This window comes from Mycobacteroides immunogenum (genome assembly GCF_001605725.1).
In the GTDB taxonomy this organism is placed as follows: Bacteria; Actinomycetota; Actinomycetes; order Mycobacteriales; family Mycobacteriaceae; genus Mycobacterium; species Mycobacterium immunogenum.
The window spans coordinates 2,919,182-2,942,420 of record NZ_CP011530.1; the positions used below are offsets into that span (position 1 = coordinate 2,919,182).

The 23,239-nt window shown below is 64.4% G+C and carries 24 protein-coding genes; 9 read left to right on the forward strand and 15 right to left on the reverse strand.

What is annotated here, in order from left to right; translation table 11 throughout:
• Positions 1-35: 35 nt before the first annotated feature.
• Positions 36-527 carry a MarR family winged helix-turn-helix transcriptional regulator gene (locus ABG82_RS14245; protein ID WP_043075686.1) on the reverse strand — a complete coding sequence of 164 codons (492 nt, stop codon included), beginning with the start codon at positions 525-527 and terminating at the stop codon, positions 36-38.
• A 378-nt stretch (positions 528-905) separates the two neighbouring features.
• Here ABG82_RS14245 and ABG82_RS14250 point away from each other — a divergent pair, with 378 nt between their 5' ends.
• From ABG82_RS14250 to ABG82_RS14260, 3 genes are all read left to right on the forward strand, one after another.
• On the forward strand, positions 906-1,349 hold the full coding sequence (locus tag ABG82_RS14250) for an MmpS family transport accessory protein (protein WP_043075685.1): 444 nt from the start codon (positions 906-908) through the stop codon (positions 1,347-1,349).
• Entirely contained in the window at positions 1,346-4,186 is a 2,841-nt protein-coding gene (locus tag ABG82_RS14255; RefSeq protein WP_043075684.1) for an MMPL/RND family transporter, read from the forward strand. Before ABG82_RS14250 ends, ABG82_RS14255 begins: the two co-directional genes overlap by 4 nt.
• Positions 4,187-4,353: 167 nt before the next feature.
• Entirely contained in the window at positions 4,354-4,794 is a 441-nt protein-coding gene (locus ABG82_RS14260; protein WP_043075683.1) for an HIT family protein, read from the forward strand.
• Here the strand turns inward: ABG82_RS14260 and ABG82_RS14265 are convergent.
• Entirely contained in the window at positions 4,781-5,440 is a 660-nt protein-coding gene (locus ABG82_RS14265) for a nitroreductase (RefSeq protein WP_043075682.1), read from the reverse strand. The genes ABG82_RS14260 and ABG82_RS14265 overlap by 14 nt on opposite strands.
• A gap of 50 nt (positions 5,441-5,490) precedes the next feature.
• Here ABG82_RS14265 and ABG82_RS14270 point away from each other — a divergent pair, with 50 nt between their 5' ends.
• Positions 5,491-5,949 (forward strand): peroxiredoxin, encoded by a 459-nt coding sequence (locus ABG82_RS14270; protein WP_005111199.1) that lies wholly within the window; start codon positions 5,491-5,493, stop codon positions 5,947-5,949.
• On the opposite strand, the gene hisI is transcribed toward ABG82_RS14270, so the two are convergent.
• From hisI to hisD, 8 genes are read right to left on the reverse strand one after another with little or no spacing between them, the layout of a single operon-like run.
• Positions 5,950-6,300 carry a phosphoribosyl-AMP cyclohydrolase gene (gene hisI, locus ABG82_RS14275; RefSeq protein WP_005111201.1) on the reverse strand — a complete coding sequence of 117 codons (351 nt, stop codon included), beginning with the start codon at positions 6,298-6,300 and terminating at the stop codon, positions 5,950-5,952.
• The gene (gene hisF / locus ABG82_RS14280; protein ID WP_043075681.1) at positions 6,297-7,070 is read right to left on the reverse strand and encodes an imidazole glycerol phosphate synthase subunit HisF; all 774 of its coding nucleotides are present in this window, start codon (positions 7,068-7,070) and stop codon (positions 6,297-6,299) included. The genes hisI and hisF overlap by 4 nt, the downstream gene beginning before the upstream one ends.
• Positions 7,067-7,882, reverse strand: coding sequence for an inositol monophosphatase family protein (locus ABG82_RS14285; protein WP_043075680.1), 816 nt, complete (start codon positions 7,880-7,882; stop codon positions 7,067-7,069). The genes hisF and ABG82_RS14285 overlap by 4 nt, the downstream gene beginning before the upstream one ends.
• Before the next feature lies 1 nt (position 7,883).
• Positions 7,884-8,615 (reverse strand): bifunctional 1-(5-phosphoribosyl)-5-((5-phosphoribosylamino)methylideneamino)imidazole-4-carboxamide isomerase/phosphoribosylanthranilate isomerase PriA, encoded by a 732-nt coding sequence (gene priA, locus ABG82_RS14290; RefSeq protein ID WP_043075679.1) that lies wholly within the window; start codon positions 8,613-8,615, stop codon positions 7,884-7,886.
• Positions 8,612-9,262: an imidazole glycerol phosphate synthase subunit HisH gene (gene hisH, locus ABG82_RS14295; RefSeq protein WP_043075678.1), complete on the reverse strand. Its 651-nt coding sequence runs from the start codon at positions 9,260-9,262 to the stop codon at positions 8,612-8,614. The genes priA and hisH overlap by 4 nt, the downstream gene beginning before the upstream one ends.
• On the reverse strand, positions 9,259-9,882 hold the full coding sequence (gene hisB, locus ABG82_RS14300; RefSeq protein WP_043075677.1) for an imidazoleglycerol-phosphate dehydratase HisB: 624 nt from the start codon (positions 9,880-9,882) through the stop codon (positions 9,259-9,261). The genes hisH and hisB overlap by 4 nt, the downstream gene beginning before the upstream one ends.
• Positions 9,879-11,009 (reverse strand): histidinol-phosphate transaminase, encoded by a 1,131-nt coding sequence (locus tag ABG82_RS14305; protein ID WP_043075676.1) that lies wholly within the window; start codon positions 11,007-11,009, stop codon positions 9,879-9,881. Before ABG82_RS14305 ends, hisB begins: the two co-directional genes overlap by 4 nt.
• The gene (hisD, locus tag ABG82_RS14310) at positions 11,006-12,355 is read right to left on the reverse strand and encodes a histidinol dehydrogenase (RefSeq protein WP_043075675.1); all 1,350 of its coding nucleotides are present in this window, start codon (positions 12,353-12,355) and stop codon (positions 11,006-11,008) included. The genes ABG82_RS14305 and hisD overlap by 4 nt, the downstream gene beginning before the upstream one ends.
• Positions 12,356-12,498: 143 nt before the next feature.
• On the opposite strand from hisD, the gene ABG82_RS14315 reads away from it, so the two are divergent.
• On the forward strand, positions 12,499-12,873 hold the full coding sequence (locus tag ABG82_RS14315; RefSeq protein WP_043075674.1) for a nitroreductase family deazaflavin-dependent oxidoreductase: 375 nt from the start codon (positions 12,499-12,501) through the stop codon (positions 12,871-12,873).
• A gap of 21 nt (positions 12,874-12,894) precedes the next feature.
• On the opposite strand, the gene nadC is transcribed toward ABG82_RS14315, so the two are convergent.
• Genes nadC through nadA form a run of 3 tightly spaced genes read right to left on the reverse strand, consistent with a single transcriptional unit; the run spans position 12,895 to position 16,351 of the window.
• Positions 12,895-13,761, reverse strand: coding sequence for a carboxylating nicotinate-nucleotide diphosphorylase (gene nadC, locus ABG82_RS14320; RefSeq protein ID WP_043075673.1), 867 nt, complete (start codon positions 13,759-13,761; stop codon positions 12,895-12,897).
• On the reverse strand, positions 13,755-15,326 hold the full coding sequence (locus ABG82_RS14325) for an L-aspartate oxidase (protein WP_043075672.1): 1,572 nt from the start codon (positions 15,324-15,326) through the stop codon (positions 13,755-13,757). The genes nadC and ABG82_RS14325 overlap by 7 nt, the downstream gene beginning before the upstream one ends.
• A complete protein-coding gene (nadA, locus tag ABG82_RS14330; RefSeq protein WP_043075671.1) occupies positions 15,323-16,351 on the reverse strand; it encodes a quinolinate synthase NadA in 1,029 nt (342 codons plus the stop codon). Before nadA ends, ABG82_RS14325 begins: the two co-directional genes overlap by 4 nt.
• Positions 16,352-16,433: 82 nt before the next feature.
• On the opposite strand from nadA, the gene ABG82_RS14335 reads away from it, so the two are divergent.
• Positions 16,434-17,129 carry an NUDIX hydrolase gene (locus ABG82_RS14335; protein ID WP_043075809.1) on the forward strand — a complete coding sequence of 232 codons (696 nt, stop codon included), beginning with the start codon at positions 16,434-16,436 and terminating at the stop codon, positions 17,127-17,129.
• 64 nt (positions 17,130-17,193) lie between these two features.
• Positions 17,194-18,516 (forward strand): lipase family protein, encoded by a 1,323-nt coding sequence (locus tag ABG82_RS14340; protein ID WP_043075670.1) that lies wholly within the window; start codon positions 17,194-17,196, stop codon positions 18,514-18,516.
• Between the two features lie 6 nt (positions 18,517-18,522).
• Here ABG82_RS14340 and ABG82_RS14345 read toward each other — a convergent pair whose 3' ends face one another.
• The gene (locus ABG82_RS14345; protein ID WP_043075669.1) at positions 18,523-19,059 is read right to left on the reverse strand and encodes a TetR/AcrR family transcriptional regulator; all 537 of its coding nucleotides are present in this window, start codon (positions 19,057-19,059) and stop codon (positions 18,523-18,525) included.
• An 80-nt stretch (positions 19,060-19,139) separates the two neighbouring features.
• Here ABG82_RS14345 and ABG82_RS14350 point away from each other — a divergent pair, with 80 nt between their 5' ends.
• Positions 19,140-20,363 (forward strand): FAD-dependent monooxygenase, encoded by a 1,224-nt coding sequence (locus tag ABG82_RS14350; RefSeq protein WP_043075668.1) that lies wholly within the window; start codon positions 19,140-19,142, stop codon positions 20,361-20,363.
• A 159-nt stretch (positions 20,364-20,522) separates the two neighbouring features.
• Complete coding sequence (locus ABG82_RS14360; protein WP_043075667.1) at positions 20,523-22,292, forward strand: hypothetical protein; 1,770 nt, start codon at positions 20,523-20,525, stop codon at positions 22,290-22,292.
• Here ABG82_RS14360 and ABG82_RS14365 read toward each other — a convergent pair.
• Positions 22,289-23,209, reverse strand: a complete 921-nt coding sequence (locus ABG82_RS14365) for a LysR family transcriptional regulator (protein WP_043075666.1) — start codon at positions 23,207-23,209, stop codon at positions 22,289-22,291. The genes ABG82_RS14360 and ABG82_RS14365 overlap by 4 nt on opposite strands.
• Positions 23,210-23,239 lie beyond the last annotated feature (30 nt).

The following is a 23,239-nucleotide window of genomic DNA, read 5'->3' on the forward strand; positions in this document are numbered from 1 at the left end:
TTTGGCCATGCCACCGGCCGCGTGGGTATCTGGAGTTACCCCTGGTGTTCCTTGAGGGTCGCCACCAGCCGCTCCAGCGCCGCGACGACCGAGGCCCGCTCGTCCCCCAGCCCGGCCAGAGCTTCGGCTTCGATGCGTAGCCGCTCGGGAAACAGTTCGTCTACAACCTCGCGCCCGCTGTCCGTCATCGTGATGATTGCGGCGCGCCTGTCATTGGCGTTCGCCTCCCGGCGCACGTAGCCACGCTCTTCCAGCTTGCGGAGCATTCTGCTCACCCAGGCTTGCGATACGCCGAGCTCCTCGGCCACGTGGCGCGCGATCACCGGCCCCTTGCGGTGGCGCAGCACCACCAGAACATCGTGTTCCGGTTCTGCGATAGCGGAGGACGCGAAGAGAGGTTCGAGTAGACGGGCCAGCATTCCCGTCGTGCGCTTGAGCGCACCGATCACCTCCATTGCCGACGTGTCGAGCTCAGGCCTGTTCAGCGCCCAGTCGCGTGCGGTGATCGAGCTCTCGTGGACGGCCATCGTGCCTCTCGCTCCAGGTGTGCCAGGTAAACGTGATCGGGCCCAGGCTATCGAAACCCCGGCACCGCCATCGGCCAGCTCGGAACATCGGCCTGCCGGTGTGTCGGAATTTATTCCCCGAATGTGCGTACCAATCCCTGAGACAAGGATCTCACCGGAGAGATCCTTGTCTCAATACATAACTTGTATAGTATCTGTCACGCGTGAACCCTACTTCCGCTCTCGCAAAGCTTTAACGAGCTATACGAACCGCGCGTCGGGCTCATCCATCGTCATCGGTGACAACCAGTTCCACACCGCTCGGTAAGCGATGAAGCAAGCCGATATCGCCCGGATGCCGCGGGTCCCGCGGACCTTGGACCCTCGAAAGGTGCAGCCATGAGCATTTCCCGAAGCCGTCGTGTGGTCAACAAGATCTGGTTGCCCGTGTTGGCGATTGTCGTAGTCACCACAGCGGGGCTCGCCATCAAGTTCGCGCACGGGATTTTCGGCTCACAGGACCGAACGCACAGTCCCGGAGGCAATTTCGCGGTAGTCCAATTCAATCCCAAGAACATCGTCTACGAAGTGTTCGGCGACTACGGCGGTTGGGCACGAGTTAGCTACTGGGATACCAACAACAGACCCGTCGAGATCCAGCCCACCTCCCTGCCGTGGACGCATACTGAGACCACAGTGCTGACCACGGCGACCGGTGACATCACTGCGCAAGTCGCGGGTCAAAATGTGGGTTGCCGCATCACTGTTGACGGCTTGGTCCGCTCCGAGCACACCGCCACCGGTGAGCACGCGGGCGTCTGGTGCCAGGTGCTGTCGGCATGAGCGCACATTCCGCACAGAAACCGCGGTTCGCCAGGATGATTCGGAAGTACTCGATACTTGTGGTGCTCGCGTGGGTTGCGTTCACCGTGGTGATCAATGTGGTGGTGCCACAGCTCGAACCGGTGACCGACGCGAATCAAGGGCCGCTGGTCCCGCTCGACGCGCCGTCGTCCAAGGCGCTCATTCACATCGGTGAATCGTTCCAGGAGTCCGACAGCAACAGCCTGGCCATGGTCATCCTGGAGGGTGATCACAAACTGAACGATGCCGACCACAAGTTCTACGACGTGCTGGCAAGCAAGCTGGAAAACGACAAGAAGCACGTTCAATACGTGATGAATCTGTGGGGCCAGGGAACCACCGCGGCAGGCGTGCAGAGCTCCGACGGTCAGGCGGCCTACACGCTCGTGCGCGTCGCCGGCGATCAAGGCTCTACGGTCTCAGACGAGTCCATTCGCGCAGTGCGTGAACTGGTCGGCGAGGTCCAGCCCCCCAACGGGGTCAAGGTCTACGTTTCCGGCTCCGCCCCGCTGTCCACGGACATGCTGCAGGTGGGTAACCAGAGCATGATCCGGTTGATGTACGTGACCATCGTGATCATCACGGTGATGCTGCTCATCGTCTACCGGTCATTTACGACGGCATTTCTGACGCTGCTGATCGTGATGGTGGAATTGTCTTGCGGGCGAGGCGTCGTCGCATTTCTTGCCTACCACAAGATCATCGGCATTTCGGTGTTCGCATCGAACATCCTGGTGTCGCTGATTCTGGGCGCGGGCACCGACTACGCAATCTTCTTGATCGGCAGGTATCAAGAGGCGCGTCACGCTGGTGAGGACCGGGAAACAGCGTATTACTCAGCGGTTAAAGGTGTTTCGCACGTCATACTGGGGTCGGGCCTGGCCATCGCGGGCGCGACATTCTGCCTGCAGTTCACCCGCCTCAACTACTTCAACACCATGGGCATGCCTTGTGCGGTGGCCACGCTCGTCGCTGTCGCCGCCTCTCTCACCTTCGGGCCCGCCATGTTGGCCCTGGGCAGCCGCTTCGGGGTTTTTGAACCGAAAGTCAAGGCAGGCCATGGCATATGGCGCACGGTCGGCACTGTCACGGTGCGATGGCCGGGGCGCATTCTGGTGGTGAGCAGTGTGGTGGTGATGATCGGATCGATCACGCTTCCGTCATACAAGCCCAATTACAACGACCGGATCTACATCGCCGACGACGTCCCGGCGAATCAGGGATACGCGGCGGCGGATCGGCATTTCCCCGTGAGCAAGCTCAACAGCGACATGCTCATGATCGAATCCGACCACGACATGCGCAATTCGACGGACATGATCGCGCTGGACAAGGTGGCCCGCGAGGTGTTCCATACCCCCGGCGTCGCCATGATCCAAAGCGTCACCAGACCGTTGGGCACGCCGCTGGAGCACTCGTCGTTCACCTACACGATGGGAACGATGGGCACAAAGATCAACGAAATCCTGCCGTTCCTTACCGATCTCACCGACCGGTTCACCCAGATGGCCGATATCACCGACCGGATGTCCGGGCTGATGCGCCAGCAGCAGGACCTCACCGGGCAGCAGGCCGGATCCGCGCATATCTCGCTGAAGGGCGCGCAGGAATTGAAAGACGTCACCGTGAACATGCGGGACACCCTGGCCAACTTTGACGATCAGTTCCGGCCGCTGCGCAACTACTTCTATTGGGAACCGCACTGCGCCGATATCCCGATGTGCTGGGCCATGAGATCACTGTTCGACATGACCGACCAGGTCGATTCGATGACCGATGCGGTGGACGACAGCCTCAAGGCCGCGGTGATCCAGGATGCCGTCACCCCGCAGCTGGTCGAGGTCATCGGCAAGAGCGCCGCCGAACTGGACAACATGAGAAAGGTGGTGCTCACCGAGCAGAGCACCATGCGGCCGATGCTGACCCAGATGAGTGAACTGGGCCGCCAGATGATGGATCTCGGATACGCATTCGACAGCTCGAAGAACGATGAGTTCTTCTACCTGCCACCCGATGCCTTCGACAATCCGTACTTCCAGATCGACTTGAAGTACTTTGTGTCGCCGGACGGAAAATCCGCGCGTTACATGATCTATCACGATGGCGAGGCGCTGAGCCAGGAGGGCATTGATCATGCGCAGGCCTACCTGCCCAAGGCCAAGGAAGCGCTCAAGGGCACCACACTGGCCGGATCGCGCGTCTACCTGGGCGGTGCGGCAGCGACCTACTGGGACATCCAGGATGCCACCAAGACCGATCTCCTGATCGCGGCGATCGCGGCATTCGCCCTGATCTTCCTCGTGATGCTGGTGATCACCAGAAGTGTGGTGGCGGCACTCGTCATCGTCGGCACAGTGGCGTTCTCTTACTCTGGCGCCTTCGGCTTATCGGTGCTGGTCTGGCAACACTTCCTGGGCATACCGCTGAGCTGGTTGAACCTGCCCATCACGTTCATCATCCTGGTGGCCGTGGGGTCGGACTACAACCTTCTGCTGATCTCGCGCTATCTGGAGGAAAGCAAGGCCGGGCTCAACACCGGCCTGATCCGGGCGGTCGCCAACTCCGGCAAGGTGGTGACCACCGCGGGCATCGTGTTCGCGACGACCATGATGGCCATGCTCTCCAGCGACCTGCTCTCGGTCGGCCAGCTGGGCTCCATCATCGGGTTGGGCCTGCTGCTGGACACCCTGATTGTGCGCTCCTTCATCACCCCCGCGATCGCCCGCCTTCTGGGGCCGCTGTTCTGGTGGCCCCGGCTGATTCCCGCACGCCCGAAGCCTGCGACGTATCGGGGAACCACGGTGCAGTCCAGTTGATCTGGCTCGGCGGTACGCCTCCCAGTGAAATGCCCACACCGTACCGCCGGGCAGGTACACCGTGATGTTCTTCGATGGCACCGCACACCTCATCACCTCAAAGCCATCCAGACCGGCCGATACTATCGAACATGCATTCGAAAGGCCAACGCATCTAGCGTGGGACGATGGCCGACGACTGCTTGTTTTGCGGGATCATCTCCGGTGTAGTGCCCAGCGTGCGGGTCTCCGAGGACGCCGAAACGTACGCGTTCATGGACATCAACCCCGGATCGGACGGACATCTGCTGGTGGTTCCGAAGCGGCACAGCACGGATCTGCTCGAGATACCGCCGGACGACCTCAGCGCCGTTGCTTTGGCGGCGCAGCGCATCGCCAAAGCGGCAGTCGCCGAGCTCGGCGCCGACGGGGTGAACCTGCTGAATTGCTGTGGGGCGCAGGCCTGGCAGACGGAGTTCCACTTCCATCTGCACGTGATCCCGCGGTACACCGACAAATCCAGGGACGGATTGCGGTTGCCGTGGACCCCGGGGGTGCGCGGCGATACGCGCACCATCGCGGCTCTGGGAAACAGGCTGTGCGCGGCACTCGACGTCAAAGAAATGTGACGGTCTCCGACAGCGCTGCCCGCGGCATCTCTGGGGCCTTCGTTTCTGGATTCCTGTAACCAATCGACATGCCGCAGTACAGGACCCGCTGCGGTGGTGGCGCAATGACTTCTGCGACCGTGCGGTGATACTCCGCCCACGCGATTTGCGGGCAGCTGTCCAGCCCCTCCGCACGCAGCAACAGCATGATGGTTTGTAGATACATGCCAGCATCACCCCACTGAGGCGGCGGCATATCGCGGTCGAGATAGCAGAACAGCGCCGTCGAGGCGCCGAAGCAAGCCCAGTTGCCCGCTCGCACAGCAGCCCGGGCGTCCTGGTCGTCATGATCGATGCCAAGGGCGCCGTAGCGCCGGTGTCCGAAGTCGTACAGGCGTTCCCGGTAGGGGCTGTCCAGCGGTTGCGGGTACATCGCTACCTCCAGCGCATCGCCGCGATCCCCGGCGATCACGCGCCGGGCGATCCGCTCCTTGAGCTCCGCGAGACGCGCGCCGCTCAGCACATACACATGCCATGGCTGCAGATTCCCTCCGGATGGGGCCCGCGCGGCCGCCGTCAGAACCCTCGTGAGCGTGGCAGGACTCACCGGGCGATCAAGAAACTCCCGGACCGAACGCCGGGAAGCCACCGCGTCATATACGTCCACGCCACCGATGGTATGGCGGCCCGTCACCGGGCACGGGTAGCGTGCGGTTCATGAAACCTGGTGATCGCGTCGCGGACTTCGAGCTTCCGGATCAGACCGGAACTTCCCGCAGCCTGTCCGCCCTGCTGGCCGACGGACCTGTCGTGCTGTTCTTCTATCCGGCCGCCAATACTCCCGGCTGCACCGCCGAGGCCTGCCATTTCCGTGATTTGGCAAGCGAATTCAAGGAAGTTGGGGCTTCCCGGGTGGGTATCAGTGTCGATTCCGTGGAGAAGCAGGCCGATTTCGCCGACAAGCGCAAGTTCGATTACCCGCTGCTCTCGGACACCGGCGGCAAGATCTCCTCAGCCTTCGGCGTCAAGCGCGGGCTGCTGGGCAAGCTCGCGCCGGTCAAACGGACCACGTTCATCATCGACACGGACAAGACGATTCTGGAAGTCTTTGCCAGCGAGCTCAATATGAACGCACACGCGGACAAGGCTCTGGAGTTCCTGCGCGCCCGCAAGTAGTTAGGGCGCCTCGCCCAAGAGTTCGCCGGCGTCAAAGCAACTGTGCGCGCCGGTGTGGCACGCGGGTCCGGACTGATCCACTTCCAGGACCAGCGTGTCGCCATCGCAATCCAGCCGCACCGAACGCACGTACTGAGTGTGCCCCGACGTCTCACCCTTGACCCACAGGCGCTGGCGGGACCGCGAGAAATAGGTGCCCTTCCGCGTGGACAGCGTCAGCGCCAGGGCCTCATCATTCATCCAGGCCACCATGAGGACGGTGCCCGTGCCGTGTTCCTGCACCACCGCGGTCACCAGACCAGCGCCATCGCGCTTCAGACGGGCGGCGATATCTGGGGCCAGTTCGCTCATCGCACCGTGATCCCTTCTGCTGCCATCGCGGCCTTCACCTCGCCGATGGTCAGCTCGCGGAAGTGAAAGACACTTGCTGCCAACACCGCATCGGCACCGGCCTGCACCGCGGGCGCGAAGTCGCCGATGGCACCCGCTCCACCGCTGGCGATCACCGGGACGTCGACCGCGGCGCGCGCCGCAGCGATCATCTCCAGGTCGAATCCCGCCTTGGTGCCGTCGGCGTCCATGGAATTGAGCAGGATCTCGCCTACCCCTAATTCTGCTCCACGACTTGTCCATTCGATCGCGTCGATACCGGTGCCCCGGCGTCCGCCATGAGTGGTCACCTCCCAACCGGACGAGGTGGGCACATCGCCATCACGGACGCGTCGGGCGTCGACACTCAGCACGATGCACTGCGATCCGAACCGCTGCGCCAACTCGGCCAGCAGTTCCGGGCGTGCGATGGCCGCGGTGTTCACACCTACTTTGTCCGCACCGGCCCGCAACAACACATTGACGTCATCGACCGATCGCACGCCGCCACCCACCGTCAGCGGTATGAACACCTGCTCGGCGGTACGCCGGACCACGTCCAACATTGTGGCGCGCCCGGACGACGACGCGGTGACGTCCAGGAAGGTCAGCTCGTCCACGCCCTCGGCGTCGTACGCGGCCGCCAACTCGACCGGGTCGCCCGCATCCCGGAGGTTTTCGAAATTCACGCCCTTGACCACCCGGCCGTCGTCGACGTCCAGACAGGCGATGACACGGGTAGCGACACTCATCGGTAGTCCTCCGGATCTCCGACTTCAGCAAGCACTTCGAGAATCTGCTCATGCACGCCGGGCGCAGCGACCAGCACAGAGGGAGAGTCCGGCGTCCAGGAGGCCCCGCTCAGATCGGTCGCATGACCCCCGGCGGCCTGCACCAAGGCGATCCCGGCGGCGTGATCCCACACATGCGCGCCGAAGCTCACGGCCCCACCGAGTATCCCGCCTGCGGTGAACGCCAGATCGATACCGGTGCTGCCATGCATCCGTAGGCGCGAGGTGATCCGGCTCAGCTTCTCCAGCACAGCGAGGCGGTAACGGCCGGGGACCCTGCCCTTCCAATCAACGTTGAAAGTGCCCAGGCCTACCGCCACGTCCGAGAGATCGGCCGGTGGCAGTGGCGGCATAGCGACACCGTTGCGGAACAAAGGGCCACCCGTGACAGCGGTGTACTTCTCCCCCATGAACGGCAACCAGGTCAGGCCGGCCACCGGCTCCCCGTCGCGCATCAACCCCAGCAGGATCGCGGCCATCGGCGAACCCGCGGCGTAGTTGACGGTGCCATCGATCGGGTCGACCACCCAGACGAGGCCGGAATCTACTGCCGGGCCGCCGAATTCCTCACCGTGCACTCCGATGCCGGTGCGCTCGGTAAGCGCCTGCACCACCATGCGCTCGATGGCGAGGTCCTCTTCGGTGGCAAAGTCCTTCCCCCCCTTGAAAACCACGCCATCGGCCCCGTGTCCGGCCACGAAACGCTCGGCCGCCGTATCCAGAATCACGGCCGCCTCGCGTACCAGCGTTTCCAGTTCAGCGGTGGTAGTCACGTCAGGAAACGGCTGCTATTGCGTCGGGCAGAGTGAACCGACCCGCATAGAGGGCCTTTCCGACAATCGCGCCTTCGACGCCGGCTCCGGTCAGCTCGGCAATGGCGCGCAGATCGTCCAGGCTCGATACCCCGCCCGAAGCGATCACGGGAGCGTTGGCCACCCCAGCGACCTGCGCCAGCAGTTCCAGGTTCGGCCCTGTAAGGGTGCCGTCCTTGGTCACATCGGTGACCACGTAACGTGAACACCCTTGGGCACGCAGACGTTCGAGCACCTCCCAGAGGTCACCCCCGTCACTGACCCAGCCACGGCCGCGTAAACGGTGTGCGCCGTCAACAATTTCGACATCCAGCCCCACTGCCACGCGCTCGCCGTGCCGGGCGATCGCCGAAGCGCACCACTCGGGGTCCTCGAGCGCGGCCGTACCCAGATTCACCCGGGCGCAACCGGTGGCCAGCGCGGCGGTCAACGACTCGTCGTCGCGGATGCCGCCGGAGAGTTCCACCTTGACGTCGAGTTCGCCGACAACCTGGGCGAGCAACTCGCGGTTGGAGCCACGCCCAAACGCCGCATCCAGGTCCACCAGATGTACCCACTCGGCGCCGTCGTTCTGCCACGCCAGCGCCGCGTCCCGCGGTGAGCCGTAGGTGGTTTCGCTGCCCGCCTTGCCTTGCACGAGGCGTACGGCCTGACCGTCGGCCACATCAACGGCCGGTAATAGAACGAGACTCAAGAGATTCCCTTCACCCAATTGCTCAACAACACGGCCCCCGCATCACCACTCTTTTCCGGATGGAATTGCGTGGCCGCAAGTGGCCCATTCTCCACCGCCGCGACAAACGGCACGTGATGGGTCGCCCAGGTCACCAGCGGCCGCGCGATGGGCGACTCTGCCGGGGTTTCCAGCTCCCATTTCTGCACCGCGTAGGAGTGCACAAAATAGAAACGCGTATCGGAGTCCAGCCCGGCGAACAGTGCGGAACCCGCTGCCGCGTCCACGGTGTTCCACCCCATGTGCGGAATCACCGGCGCGTCAAGGCGACTGACCACGCCCGGCCACTGGCCGCAGCCCTGTGTGTCGACGCCGAACTCGATGCCGTGGCTGAACAAGATCTGCATTCCCACACAGATCCCCAGCACCGGGCGCCCGCCGGATAGCCGGATGTCGATGATGCGTTCACCATCGATGCCGCGCAAGCCCTCCATGCACGCTGCGAAAGCGCCCACACCGGGCACCACCAGTCCGTCGGCGTTGAGCGCGACGTTGGCGTCGGCAGTCACCGTGACATCGGCGCCCACCCTTTCCAGGGCGCGCTGCGCGGACCTGAGGTTGCCCGAGCCGTAATCGAGGACAACGACTTTCGGTCCAGCACCGGTCACAGGCTGCCCTTAGTCGACGGCACACCCGTCACCCGGGGGTCAGGCTCGACGGCCTGGCGCAGCGCGCGGGCCACTGCCTTGTACTGGGCCTCGGTGATGTGGTGCGGGTCGCGGCCGTACAGCGTGCGTACGTGCAGCGCGATGCGCGCGTTGAGCGCGAGCGACTCGAACACATGCGCGTTGATGACGGTGTGGTACGGAACCGATGAACCGGCAATTGTGGTGTGCAGCAGGTGATCCGGCTCTCCAGTGTGCACACAATAGGGGCGGCCCGACACATCCACCGCGGCGTGGGCCAGGGTCTCATCCATGGGGATGAAGGCATCGCCGAACCTGCGGATTCCCTTCTTGTCCCCCAGTGCCTCTGCCAGTGCCTGCCCCAGCGTGATAGCAGTGTCTTCAACCGTGTGGTGCGCCTCGATCTCGGTGTCGCCCTTGGCCGTGATCTTCAGATCAAAGCTGGCGTGCGTACCCAAGGCGTTCAACATGTGGTCGTAGAACGGCACGCCGGTATCGATATGCACCTGTCCCGTTCCATCCAGGTTCAGTTCCACCACGATGTCCGACTCACGGGTGGCCCGTGCCACGCGCGCTATGCGCGCCTGGGCTGGAACAGTCATGATGCCTCCACTTCTAGGTCGGTCGCTGCCAGACTGTCGCTGACTTTCAGGAACACATCATTCTCGCTCGCCAGTCCGACGGTGACGCGCAGATAGCCCGGAATGCCGACATCCCGGATGAGAACTCCCGCATCGAGATATCGCTGCCAACTTGCCGCGGAATCCGCGAACCGGCCGAACAGGACGAAGTTGGCATCACTGGGTATCACCCGGAAACCGCTGGCTGACAACGCCTCAGACACCCGGATACGCTCGGCGACCAATGTCGCGACACTGCCGAGGGTCTCGGTGCGGTGCTTCACCGCGGCGCGTGCGGCAGCCTGGGTCAGCACCGAGAGGTGGTACGGCAGCCGCACCAGCAACAGCGCGTCGATCACCGCCGGTGCCGCCACCAGATATCCGAGCCTGCCTCCCGCAAAAGCGAATGCCTTGCTCATGGTGCGGCTCACGATGAGTTTTGCCGGATACTCATCCACCAGGGTGATACCACTGGGCGCCGCCGAGAACTCACCGTAGGCCTCGTCGAGGATTACTACGCCCGGCGCCTCATCCAGGATCTGGCGCAGGTCATCCAGCGGAACCGACTGCCCCGTTGGGTTGTTGGGGCTCGTCACGAAGACCACATCGGGCTGACGGTCCCGCACCGCCGCCACCGCCGCGCCCACATCCAGTGCGAAATCCTCCGCGCGCCGCGCCTGCAGCCATTCGGTTTGAGTTCCGTCCGAGATGATGGGGTGCATCGAGTAGGAAGGCGTGAACCCCAGCGCGGTGCGCCCCGGCCCGCCGAAGGCCTGCAGCAGCTGCTGCAGCACTTCGTTGGAACCGTTTGCCGCCCACACATTCTCTACCGCGACCGGCACACTGGTCTGCTCCGTCAGATACCCGGCCAGATCCGCGCGCAGAGCCGTCGCGTCGCGATCCGGATAGCGGTGCAGCTCCGCGGCCACCTCGCGGATGGATGCGGCGACGTCATCGACCAGTCCGGCCGACGGCTCATGCGGGTTCTCGTTGGTGTTCAGCCGCACCGGCACCGTCAATTGCGGTGCGCCGTAGGGACTCTTACCGCGCAGGCTGTCACGCAACGGCAGGTCCTCCAGGCGGGCCGAACCGCCGATCGGAGCGCTCATGATCGCTCGAACCTGCGTCGAACAGCTTCACCGTGTGCGGGCAAGTTCTCGGCGTTGGCGAGTGTGATCACATGCCCGGCAACCTCTTTGAGAGCCGCCTCGGTGTAGTCCACGATGTGGATTCCGCGCAGGAAGGTCTGCACGGACAGCCCGCTGGAATGCCGCGCGCACCCGGCGGTGGGCAGCACGTGATTGGAGCCGGCGCAGTAGTCGCCCAGGCTCACCGGTGACCACGGTCCTAGGAAGATCGCACCGGCGCTGCGTATCCGTGCGGCCACCGGTACCGGCTCGGCCGTTTGAATCTCCAGGTGCTCGGCCGCGTACGCGTTCACCACTTTGATGCCCGCGTCGATGTTGTCGACGAGCACGATCCCGGATTGGGTACCGGTGAGCGCGGCGGTGACGCGTTCGGCGTGGACCGTCGTCCGCAATTGTGCGGCCGCCTCCGTGACCACCGCGTCCGCCAGCGCCACGCTGGTGGTGACCAACACACTGGCCGCCAGCACATCGTGCTCGGCCTGACTGATCAAATCCGCCGCCACGTGTACCGGATCGGCGGTCTCATCGGCCAGTATCGCGATCTCGGTCGGCCCCGCCTCGGCATCGATACCCACCAGCGACCGGCACAGCCGCTTGGCTGCGGTCACATAGATGTTGCCGGGTCCGGTGATCATGTCGACCGGCGCGAGCTCGCCTCCGTCGGTATCGGTGCCACCGTGGGCCAGCAGCGCCACGCCCTGCGCGCCGCCGACCGCCCAGACTTCCTCGACACCGAGCAACTGCGCCGCCGCCAGAATGGTCGGATGCGGTAGACCACTGAACTGGGCCTGGGGCGGTGAGGTGATGACGAGCGAACCCACTCCCGCCGTCTGGGCTGGAACGACGTTCATCACGACACTCGACGGATACACGGCATTGCCACCGGGCACATACAGACCCACGCGCTCGACAGGCACCCACCGCTCGGTCACCGTGGCGCCGTCGGCCACGGTGGTTACCGTGTCCTGCCGACGCTGGTCGGCGTGTACGGCCCGGGCACGAAGGATTGCCACCTCGAGCGCGTCGCGCACCTTGGGGTCCAGCTCGGCCAGGGCGCGCCGCAGCTCGGCGACCGGAACCCGAACGGTCTCGGGCCGGACACCGTCGAATTCGGCGCAGAAATCCAGTGCTGCCTCCGCGCCCCGCTCGCGAACCGCCTCGACGACGGGCCGCACCCGCGGTAACACCGCGTCGACGTCCGTGCCGCCCCTGGGCAGGGCAGAGCGCAGATGGGAGGGTGACAGGCTCGCACCACGCATGTCGATACGGCGAAGCAGAACAGGTGCGGCGTCATTCACATAAGCCATTGTCCCAGAGCTGCTCAATAGCATTTACCACGCAGTCACCGGTTGTGTGTGACGCATGTCTAACTAGACTCTTGCGCACGACTCCCGTACCGACACAAACGATCGGAATATCGATGTCAGCAAATAACCAGCCCGGCGTTCCCATGCTCCTGCCCGAGTGGCTTGAACGAGCTCAGATCAAGTACATAAACCCGCTGGTGGCCCCCATCGCGCGTTTTCTGCCTTCGTTCGCCACCGTCACGCACTTCGGGCGCACCTCTGGCGTCAAGTACGAGACCACAGTGAATGCCTTCCGCAAAGGCAACGCCATCTCCATCGGTCTCATCCACGGCAAGACCAACTGGACCAAGAACGTGATCGCCGCGGGCGGAGCCGACATCCGGCTGTTCGGCGGGAAGCAGATTCACGTGGTCAACCCGCGCATCGTCGAGCAAGGCCAGGGTGATCCCGCGCTGACCCGGTCTACGCGCCAGGTGAACAAGCGGGCGGGTGTCTTCGTCGCGGATATCGCGGAGTAATCCGGGCGCCGAGGTGGCGCGTTACATGTCCAAACCGATGTCGAGCACCCGGGCGGAGTGGGTCAACGCCCCGACCGCCAGGTAATCGACACCGGTCTTGGCGTACGCGGCCGCAGTCTCCAGCGACAGTCCCCCAGAGGACTCGAGCTTGAGCCGCGGCGCCTGAGCGTCCCGGCGCTGCACCGCGACCTGGGTCTGCCAGACCGGGAAATTGTCCAGCAGTACCAGCTCTGCGCCCTCGGCCATGACTTCGTCGAGCTGTTCCAGCGAGTCGACCTCGACCTCGCATTCGATGTCCGGCGCCACCGCACGAACCGCGCGTAGTGCGGCCACCACCGAGCCCGCGGCCACTACGTGATTGTCCTTGATCAGGGCCGCGTCGCCGAGGCCGAGCCGATGATTGACCCCGCCGCCGGCGCGCACCGCGTACTTCTGCAGGAGCCGCAGCCCCGGAAGGGTTTTGCGGGTGTCACGAATCCGGGCGCTGGTGCCATCGACGGCGTCTACCCAGGCGGCAGTGGTGGTGGCGATGCCGGAGAGATGGCACACCAGGTTGAGCATGGTGCGCTCGGCAGTCAGCAGGTCACGGGTGGGAGCGGTGACCGTGAGTAGGGATGTGCCGGTGCCGACTCGGGCACCGTCGGTCAGGCGACTTTCCACCCGGTAATTACCTGCCCCCACAACCTGGTCGAGCACGATGAGGGCAATGTCGACCCCGGCGATCACTCCCCCGGACCGCGTCACCATCGATGCGGTGCATTCGGCATCCGCCGGCACGGTCGCCTGACTGGTGATGTCCGGCCCGTACCGTAAGTCCTCGGCAAGGGCGCGCTCCACCACCGAACGTGCCTCGGCGAGTTCGGTTTCCGTCAATGTCCCGGTCAGCATGGCACCCCAGACGCTAGCGCAACGTCGCATCCCTCGGCGTCGCGGCGCACCGGAATGGTGGCGGCAAACCGGGGATCTGTCTCCGGCCAGTCCGAGCGAGCGTGGCATCCACGCGATTCCGTGCGCGCGGTCGCGGCCGCGACCACCGCCTGCGCCGTCAAGGTCAGTGCGGCATCCTCCACCTCATGAGGTGTCATGCGGTTGGCGGCGGCCGGCGATGCGGTCGCCGAACGCAATTCGGCAGCCAACATGCCGAGCCCATCGGCATCCCGCGATACCGACGCCCATCGCGTCATCGCCGACTGAAGCCGCCGCCGGTCCAGGCGTGGTGCCGCGCCCTCGGGCTCTCCGGCAACAACCGACCGGCCGTGTATCTGCGCGGCAGCCTCGCCCGCACGCCTACCCACCACAAGACCCTCTAACAAACTGTTGGAGGCCAACCGGTTCGCACCGTGCATGCCGGTACGTGCGACTTCACCCGCCGCGAACAGGCCCGTCAACGCCGTCTGCCCGTTGGTATCCGTGGCGACACCGCCGCAGCTGTAATGCGCACCGGGCACTACCGGTATCAGCTGCACCGACGGATCAACACCCGCCGTGGCACATGCCGCGGTGATGGTGGGAAAACGGCCCGCGAAGTCGGCGATGCCCCGAGCGTCAAGGTAGACGCATTCATCTCCGGTCTCGCGCAGACGCCGGGCGATTGCCCCGGCCACCACATCGCGCGGTGCCAGATCTCCCAACGGATGTACCCCGGCGGTCACCGAATCACCGTGCTTGTCAACCAAAACGGCGCCCTCTCCACGCACCGCCTCACTGATGAGTGGCCGGCACCCACTGGCGTGCGGGGTATGCAACATGGTCGGATGGAACTGGATGAACTCGATGTCGGCCACCGCCACACCCGCCCGCAAGGCCAGCGCAACGCCGTCTCCGGTCGAACCGTCGGGATTGGTGGTGGCCGAGTACAGATGTCCCAGACCCCCGGTGGCAAGCACTACGGCGCCGGTATGAATCACACCGAGCCCATCGCCATTTGCGACTAGGACACCGCCCACCCCATCGGGTCCGACGAGGATGTCGTGCACCACATGGCTGCGCCGCACATCCAAGGTCGCCGCGGCACGATCGAGTGCCCGCTGCACCTCGGCGCCCGTCGCATCGCCACCGGCATGAATGATTCGCCGCGCGCTGTGCCCACCCTCACGCGTCAACGCCCATTTGCCAGAACGGGTCTCATCAAACCGTGCGCCGTCTGCCACCAGATCGCGCACGGCCCGATAGCCGTCCGTGACGATCGACAGCACCGCGTCCGCATCGCACAGACCCGCTCCCGCGGCCAACGTGTCCCGCACATGCGCCTCGACGGAATCTTCCGAGTCCGGCAGTACCACCGCGATGCCACCCTGCGCGAAATGAGTCGCAGTCGCACCGATTTTGCTGAGCACCAGCACTTTTCGGCCACGCCGATGGGCCGCCAACGCGGCCGCCAGTCCGGCTACACCCGCACCGACGACAACCACATCCGCATCAGCGCTCCAGGTGGTCCCCGCCGGTGGCGTCATTCTCCGCCGCCGGGTTGCCCGATCTCGATCATCCGTTGCACGCTGCGCCGGGCCCGTCGTGCGGTCTCGGGATCCACGTGAACCTCGTCGCGCCCCTCGACGAGGCACCGCAACATCGCCGCCGGGGTGATCATCTTCATGTACGTGCACGAGGCCCTGTCGTTCACCGCCAGGAAATTCACGTCGGGCGCCGCCTTGCGCAACTGGTGCAGCATGCCCACCTCGGTGGCCACCAGCACCTCGCGCGCCCGGGTTTCGCGAGCGGCGTCAAGCATGCCCCCCGTGGAGAGGATCTTCACCCGGTCGTCAGGTACGGCCCCCTCGCCCGCGAGGTAGAGGGCCGATGTCGCGCAACCACATTCGGGGTGTACGAACAGTTCGGCGTCGGGGTGCGAACGCGCCTGGCCGGCGAGCTCGTCACCGTTGATTCCGGCGTGCACATGGCACTCTCCCGCCCAGATCTGCAAATTCTCCCGCCCGGTCACCCGCTTCACGTGTGCACCGAGGAACTGATCCGGGCAGAACAGCACTTCGCGGTCGGGATCGATCGACGCGACCACATCCACGGCGTTGGACGACGTGCAGCAGATGTCGGTGAGCGCCTTCACGGCCGCCGTGGTGTTGACGTAAGACACGACGACCGCGTCGGGGAACTCGGCCTTCCAGTCCCGGAGCTCGTCGGCGGTGATGGAGTCGGCCAGCGAGCATCCGGCGCGCTGGTCCGGGATGAGCACAGTCTTCTCGGGGCTGAGGATCTTCGCCGTTTCCGCCATGAAGTGCACGCCGCAGAACACGATGGTGTCTTCAGGTGCTTCGGCGGCGATGCGGGACAGCGCCAGAGAATCGCCGACGTGGTCGGCCACGTCCTGAATCGCCGGAAGCTGGTAGTTATGCGCGAGCAGTGTGGCGCCGCGCTGCTTGGCTAGCTGGCGCACCTGTTCAGCCCAGCGAGCATCGCCCTCCACTCCGGTGTATCCACCGGGCCCATCGATCACACCGTCAAGTACTACGTCAGCTGCGGTCATGGCCGCCTCCTCGCGCCTCGGGTCTCGATCTCTTGCCGGACTAGGCTTGGATGACCGAGGTTTTCGACTTATGATCGAAAACATGGTCCATACTAGCACCGAACATGAAGTGTTAGCCGTGGTGTTCCAAGTACGTCACTTTGGCGACAGTCAGGCCCCCGAGCTCGCGGTGCTGCTGTGGCAGCGCGCGCTCGAACCACATCGTGGCGCATGGGCCCTTCCCGGTGGTCGGGTGCGCACCGATGAAGATCTGCCGTCCTCCATCCGCCGCCAACTCGCCGAGAAGGTGGACGTTCGTGAGCTGGCACACCTCGAACAGCTGGCGGTGTTTTCTGAACCGAACCGCGTACCCGGTCCCCGCACCATCGCATCGACGTTTCTTGGGCTGGTCCCCTTCCCTGCCACCCCCGAACTTCCCGCCGACACCCAGTGGCACCGCGTGAGCGATCTGCCCGCGATGGCGTTCGACCATCAGGTGATGGTCGTGCACGCGCACACCCGCCTGGCCGCCAAGATGTCCTATACGAATATCGGATTTGCCTTGGCGCCACAGGAATTCACGCTTTCAACGCTGCGCGATATTTACTGCGCCACGCTCGGATACCCCGTCGACGCCACCAATCTGCAGCGGGTGCTGGTTCGGCGCGGCGTGCTGACCCCCACAGGAACCACCGCGCGATCGGGCCGCAGCGGCGGCCGCCCTGCCGCCCTGTATCGATACACCGATGACAGGTACCGCGTCACTGATGAATTTGCCGCGCTGCGCCCTCCCAGCTGACTCGACTAGCTTCTTAGAGTCTTCTTAGGGTATGAATGCCAGAGACCTTGAAGGGAGCGCAGGTATGGCACCGCACGACCTGGCGATATCTGCCGACATCAAGTGGATCGGCGAAGCGCCCCACCAGGAGATCGAACGCAATACCGCGCCGCAGCTGCCCACCGATGACTCGTTCTATCTGCCACCCCTCGGATTCGAGCACGCCGCGCCCGGCACCGTGCTGCGCAGCCGCGACGTCGAATTGGCCTTCCTCGGCCTCATTCCTCAGCGCTTCACCGCGACCCAGCTGCTGTACCGCAGCAATGATCTGAACCTGGCCGCGGACGCCGCGGTGACCACCATCCTTACCCCCGAGCAGACCGATCCGGCGACGCCGATGCCGATCGTGTCGTACCAGTGCGCCATCGACGCCGTCACCGACCGGTGTTTCCCCTCATATGCGCTGCGCCGCGGCGCGCACGCGTTCGGCTCCTTCGCGCAGTTCGAGCTCCTGCTGATCGCCGCGCTGCTGTCCCGGGGCTGGGCGGTTTCCATTCCCGATCACGAGGGCGCCGACGGGATCTGGGGCGCACCCGAGGAGCCGGGATACCGGACCCTCGACGGCATACGCGCGGCGCTCAACTGCGACAGGCTGGGGCTCTCGCGCCAGGCCCCCATCGGGCTGTGGGGCTACTCCGGCGGAGGCCTCGCCAGCGCCTGGGCGGCTGAGGTCAGCGCCGACTACGCGCCCGAATTGGAGATTTCCGGCGTGGTGCTGGGTTCTCCGGTGGGCGATCTGGGTCACACCTTCCGCCGCCTCAACGGTGGCCTGTTCGCGGCACTGCCCGGCCTTGTCGTGGCCGCGCTGTCGCATGTGTATCCGGGCCTGGAACGGGTGATCGACGAGCATGCCACGGCCAAGGGCAAGAAGTTCCTCGGCCGGCTCGAAGAGTTGACCACCCTGCGGGCCATCATGGCGATGGCCTTCAAGGACATGGACGACCTGGTGGACAAGCCACTGGAGCAGCTGTTGCAGACACCCGAGGTGCAACACGTCTTCGACAGCACCAAGCTCGGCAAGACCGTCCCCACACCCCCGGTCCTCATCATTCAGGCCGTGCATGACGAGATCATCTCGACGTCATGCATCGACGAACTTGCCAGCACTTACCGCAGTGGTGGCGCCCATGTGGAGTATCACCGGGATCTGCTCAACGAGCACATCCTGCTGCACCCCATGTCCGCACCCATGTCGATGGATTGGCTGAGCGCCCGGTTGCATGGCGAAGCACTCCCGACCGGACCGCGCCGCACCAGCTGGCCGCTGGCATTCAAACCCTCGACTTACCTCGGCCTGTTGAAGCTGGGGTGGATCAGCGCCAAGGTGATCGGCGGCCGTTCTCTGTAGCCGGCCTCAGCTCCGCAGTGCGGCGATGGCCGCATCCACGGCCGTCTTCTTCACTTGCCGCTGCGAGCGGTCCGCATACTCGATGGTGCAATCCGACAATCCGCCAAGGGCGACGGTTGCCCGAATCAGCTGCGCTGCCGAAGGTTTACTGCCCGCTAGCAGAACGATCAGCTTGCGGCGCCATTCGATCATCCATTCACCCAGCTCGAGCTGCCCCAGCGTGGCCAGATCTCGCACGATGATGCCCATGACAACCCGATGAGCCCACAACACATCGAAGTAGCCCTCGAGTAGTTGCCGGGTATCCCCCGCATTGCCCGCCGTCAAGAACGCTTGTAGGTCATCAACCATCGGCTGGACAATGCTCAGCACCAGCTCGTCACGTGACGAGAAGTGGTAGTAGAGAGCAGGTTTGGTGATCTTCAGGCGGCTCGCGATGTCTTGCAGGCTGGTGTTGCGCAGCCCGTGTTCGGCAAACAGCTCGCGAGCGACGGTTTGAATGCGCTCCCTGGTGTTCGGTGCGACCGCAGCCTCGGGGACCATCCGCCGATATTAGCGCCTGACTTTCCGGCAGGTAAGCAGTATGCTCGATGTACTTACCTATCGTTAAGTAAGGAGTCGCCATGCGGGTTCTCGTTTCCGGGGCGAGCGTCGCAGGCCCCACTCTGGCTTTTTGGCTGGCGCGCTATGGGTTTGACGTCACCGTGGTGGAGCGCTCACCCAGTCCGCGGAAGTCGGGCGGTCACGCCGTGGACCTGTTCAAGCCCGCGATGGACATCGTCGAGAAGATGGGCGTCCTGGACCGCATCGAAGCGCACGAGGCCGGCACCGACATCATCTCCATTCAGCGCGAGGGCAATCGCGGTCTGGTCGAGCTGCCGGAGGCACTGATCACCTCCGCCGTGTCACAACGCCACATCGAGATCATGCGGGACGATCTCAGCGAAATCCTTTACGACGCGAGCTCACCCACCGCGGAGTACATCTTCGGTGATTCCATCGCGGCACTCACCGAAGAACCCACCGGCGTACACGTCTCTTTCGACAAGGCCGCCGATCGCCGGTTCGACCTTGTCGTCGGTGCCGACGGGCTGCATTCGAACGTCCGTACTCTGATATTCGGTCCCGAGTCGAGCTATTCGCATTGGCTCGGCGAGTATCTCGCCGTCGCGTCCATACCGAACTATCTCGATCTCGACGATCACGCGCTGATGTTCCCGCGCGTCGACCGGTTGGCGGGCATATACAGCGCCAAGCAAGTTCAGGATGCCCGGGCGTTCTTCCTCTTCCGCACGCCAGAACAGCTTGACTACCACCACCGCGACGTCGACCGGCAGAAGCAGATCCTCAAACACCTCTACGCGGACTTCGGTTGGGAGGTACCGCGGATGCTCGCGGAAGTAGATGCCACGGACGCTTTCTACATGGACTCCATCACACAGCTGCGGATGGACACCTGGTCCAAGGGCCGCATCACGCTCGTCGGCGACGCGGGATACTGCCCCGGTCCGGCCGTCGGTGGAAGTACCAGTATTGCCATAGTCGGGGCATACGTGCTCGCCGGGGAAATCGCGGCAGCCGAAGGGGATCACACCCGCGCCTACCTCGCATACGAAGCAGCACTGCGTGACTACGTGCACCGCAGCCGGCAGCTGGCACTTACCGCATCCGGCACCCTGGTACCCAAGAGCCGCCTGGGCCTTCTGGCTCTGGTTCACGGTGCACGAATCCTCCAGCATTTGCCATCACCACTGGCCCACACGCTGTCCCGGCTCGTGGCGGCGCGCCGATTGAATATCCACGACACCTTCACCATCCGCGACTACCTGCATCTAGCCGATCACTAGCGCGTTAGCCGGGGTACGGATCAACAAGAGCCAGAACATCATTGGAGGCAGTTGTTGTCACGTTGCTGCGCGACACTCCCGCATCGGGCGCGCCACACTGGGGCAGCGCACCACGTACGCTGACGTCCGGGTCGCCACAACAGAACACCGAGGAGTGAGATGGACCGGACCGCCAATCCCTTGTTCAAGGCGGGTATGGCCGCTATCACCGCAACCACCTTGGTGGTCGCGCCCACGGTGGCTCCACCCACACGGCAAGCAATCTCACTGCCCGACATCCGATCCGCCACGGTGCGCCTGAGTTCGCTTGCGTTCACACCGCAGAGTGCCGACGTTCCCGTCAGCCCGCTGGCCGCACTGAAACTCCCGCTCTCGCCTCCCGCGGCTGCCGCGCCCGGGGCGAGCACCCTCCCCCGCACACTGACGCCAATCAGCCCGCTCACGTCCGCGATACAGCCGAGAGCGGCCGCACCCGCGCCCACCGGCGCGGCCGCTCAACCGCGCCCGGCATCTGCCTCGGCGACGGCGGGCCCCGCCGTCGCGAACTCCATCACCAACGGGATCGATCAGGCCTACCAGTTCGTCCAATACTGGGTTGACTATGGCGTCAATCTCGCACAGTGGGGCGCGGGCTTCGTTCCCGTGATCGGCGGACTCGTCAGCGCCCAGATCGGCATCGTCTACGACAACCTGGTGCGCCCCATCGCCAACAGCTTTGTCTACAACCTTGTCGACCCGATCATCAACGACCCGAGCTTCTCCAACATCGTGAATTCATTCGGCCGGTTCGGCGGTGACATCGTGAATTCCGTCATCAACTTGGCCTGGGCCGAGGTGCGCTACTTCCTGCCTCCCCTACCGCCGCTGCCCGGCCTGGCTTTGCAGGCGACGACACCGGCCGACGCAGCGGCGTCCGCCACGGTCCACGAGGCATTGGCGCCATTCGCCAAGGCCTTCAAGGATGCCGAGGCGCACTTCGCCGAAGCATTGGGCCTGACGAAGACCGACCCGAAGCTTACGACCGCGGAAAAGGCCGGCACCGCAACACAAACCAGTACCGAATCCGGCAAAGAGCCGACCAAGGAAATCTCCAAGGAAGACGGCAGGACCACCGAGGCCGCTGGTACCACCGGCGCCACGGAGACACCGGACTCGAAGGAATCCAGCGACGGCAAAACGCCCGCCAAAGACAAGACTGTCCCCGCCGTAGAAAAACAGGCGAGCGACAAGCCCAAGGCGGACGGCAAGGAGACCGCCATCGCGGCAACCGAGGTCACCAAGGAAACCGTCAAAGACACACCCAAGGAAGGCGCCACCTCCACCGACGCCGCGGGGACTTCCGGGGAGCCGGTCAAGACCAGCAAGCCGGTAAAGGAGACTGAAGACCAGAAGGATTCGACGAAGGAGACCACGCCGGCAATCGGCGCCACCACCGTCGACAAGCAAGACAAGACGGTCAAGGCGAAGGTGCCCACGGCCAGCACGACCGAGCATGGAGCCATCAGCGCTCAGGGCATTGTCCGGGGCCCCGTCTCGCAGTCGACAACCTCGGGGCAGCCGGGATCGTCGGCACCGGCAGCCAAGAGCACCGAGTCCAAGGTATCCGAGGGCAAGACATCGGATACCCAGAGGACGGACGCCGCCGCGCCCGACACGAAGATCGCCGAGACCAAGACCACCGACACCAAAAACACCGGCACCAAGACCGCCGACACGAAGACAACTGATACGAAGACGTCCGACACCAAAACCACGGATTCCAAGCCGAAGGCTTCCGAGACGAAGTCCTCCGAGTCCAAGACCTCGAACACAAAATCCTCCGGCACCGCGTCCGCCCATGATTCGGCGAGCAAATCGTCGGGTTCCGGCAGCAACTCATCGAAATCCGGTGGTGAAGGTTCGAAGTCAGGCGGCGGCAGCCACCACTAGCCCTCGCGGGTCACCATGCTGTTGACAGCGTGCTGCGAAAAATTGTGCAGTAGAAAGTCGGCCAGACTCGTCGTAGATGCCGCGCGAGTGGCAGTTCCCCAGGCCAGCGCGATGGAGCGATGGTAGTGGCCGCCGATGAGCGGTATTTCCCGGATGCCCGGGGGTGTGCGGTCATCGTGCGGCAACAGGGCCACGCCCAGGCCGCGACTGATGAGCTCGCGGATGGTGCTGAATTCGGTTACCTCGATCGCGATATTGGGGGTGTAGCCCGCAGCGCGGCACCACATTTCGGTAAGTTGCCGCAGGTTGTAGCTGGGCGGGTTTGCCACGAACGTCTCGCCGGCGAGCTGATCCAGACCCACTCGCGCCGCTCCGGCCAGCCGGTGATCCTCGGGGACCGCGAGATGTATACGCTGAACCCCAATCAGGTTGTGATGCAAACGTTCTGGCGCTGGAATCACCACGGCGAGATCAAGGTGGCCGGTAAGCAGTTCGGCACCCAACTGAGTGCCATGCGCCTGTTTGAGGAGTACCCGTATGCCCGGGTGCCGATGCCGGAACGCGGCCAACAGATCGGGGATGTGCCCAGATCCCATGGTTAGAGGAAAGCCGAACCGCACGGTTCCGTGCTCACCATCTGCGCCCCCGGTGAGCTCAGCGAGCGTGTGCTCGAGCTCGGCCAACGGCTCACGCGTGCGGGCGGCCAGCCGGCACGCCTCCGGTGTGAGCCGCACAGCCCTACCGTCGTGAATGAGCAAAGGCACCCCCAAAGCCGCCTGTAACGCGTGTATGCGGCGGCTCATCGATGACTGCGGGATATCCAGCGCAAGCGCCGCCTGGGTCATGTGCCCATCGTGAGCGGCAAGTTCAACCAGCGCCCGTAGCTGCGGAGCCAGCTGCGATGTCCATTGATCCATTTATGGATGATACTTGCCCAATCATTCATT

Coding starts and splice junctions, on each gene's coding strand:
- ABG82_RS14345 (WP_043075669.1), bottom strand. CDS start 19,059: ATGGTCCCCGAGGCTGCGGTCGCACCGAACACCAGGGAGCGCATTCAA.
- ABG82_RS14340 (WP_043075670.1), top strand. CDS start 17,194: ATGGCACCGCACGACCTGGCGATATCTGCCGACATCAAGTGGATCGGC.
- ABG82_RS14250 (WP_043075685.1), top strand. CDS start 906: ATGAGCATTTCCCGAAGCCGTCGTGTGGTCAACAAGATCTGGTTGCCC.
- nadC (WP_043075673.1), bottom strand. CDS start 13,761: ATGCTGACCGGGACATTGACGGAAACCGAACTCGCCGAGGCACGTTCG.
- ABG82_RS14325 (WP_043075672.1), bottom strand. CDS start 15,326: ATGACGCCACCGGCGGGGACCACCTGGAGCGCTGATGCGGATGTGGTT.
- ABG82_RS14335 (WP_043075809.1), top strand. CDS start 16,434: ATGGTCCATACTAGCACCGAACATGAAGTGTTAGCCGTGGTGTTCCAA.
- ABG82_RS14350 (WP_043075668.1), top strand. CDS start 19,140: ATGCGGGTTCTCGTTTCCGGGGCGAGCGTCGCAGGCCCCACTCTGGCT.
- ABG82_RS14270 (WP_005111199.1), top strand. CDS start 5,491: ATGAAACCTGGTGATCGCGTCGCGGACTTCGAGCTTCCGGATCAGACC.
- ABG82_RS14255 (WP_043075684.1), top strand. CDS start 1,346: ATGAGCGCACATTCCGCACAGAAACCGCGGTTCGCCAGGATGATTCGG.
- hisB (WP_043075677.1), bottom strand. CDS start 9,882: ATGACTGTTCCAGCCCAGGCGCGCATAGCGCGCGTGGCACGGGCCACC.
- ABG82_RS14260 (WP_043075683.1), top strand. CDS start 4,354: ATGGCCGACGACTGCTTGTTTTGCGGGATCATCTCCGGTGTAGTGCCC.
- hisF (WP_043075681.1), bottom strand. CDS start 7,070: ATGAGTGTCGCTACCCGTGTCATCGCCTGTCTGGACGTCGACGACGGC.
- ABG82_RS14365 (WP_043075666.1), bottom strand. CDS start 23,209: ATGGATCAATGGACATCGCAGCTGGCTCCGCAGCTACGGGCGCTGGTT.
- ABG82_RS14315 (WP_043075674.1), top strand. CDS start 12,499: ATGCTCCTGCCCGAGTGGCTTGAACGAGCTCAGATCAAGTACATAAAC.
- ABG82_RS14360 (WP_043075667.1), top strand. CDS start 20,523: ATGGACCGGACCGCCAATCCCTTGTTCAAGGCGGGTATGGCCGCTATC.
- nadA (WP_043075671.1), bottom strand. CDS start 16,351: ATGACCGCAGCTGACGTAGTACTTGACGGTGTGATCGATGGGCCCGGT.
- ABG82_RS14245 (WP_043075686.1), bottom strand. CDS start 527: ATGGCCGTCCACGAGAGCTCGATCACCGCACGCGACTGGGCGCTGAAC.
- ABG82_RS14305 (WP_043075676.1), bottom strand. CDS start 11,009: ATGAGCGCTCCGATCGGCGGTTCGGCCCGCCTGGAGGACCTGCCGTTG.
- hisI (WP_005111201.1), bottom strand. CDS start 6,300: ATGAGCGAACTGGCCCCAGATATCGCCGCCCGTCTGAAGCGCGATGGC.
- hisD (WP_043075675.1), bottom strand. CDS start 12,355: ATGGCTTATGTGAATGACGCCGCACCTGTTCTGCTTCGCCGTATCGAC.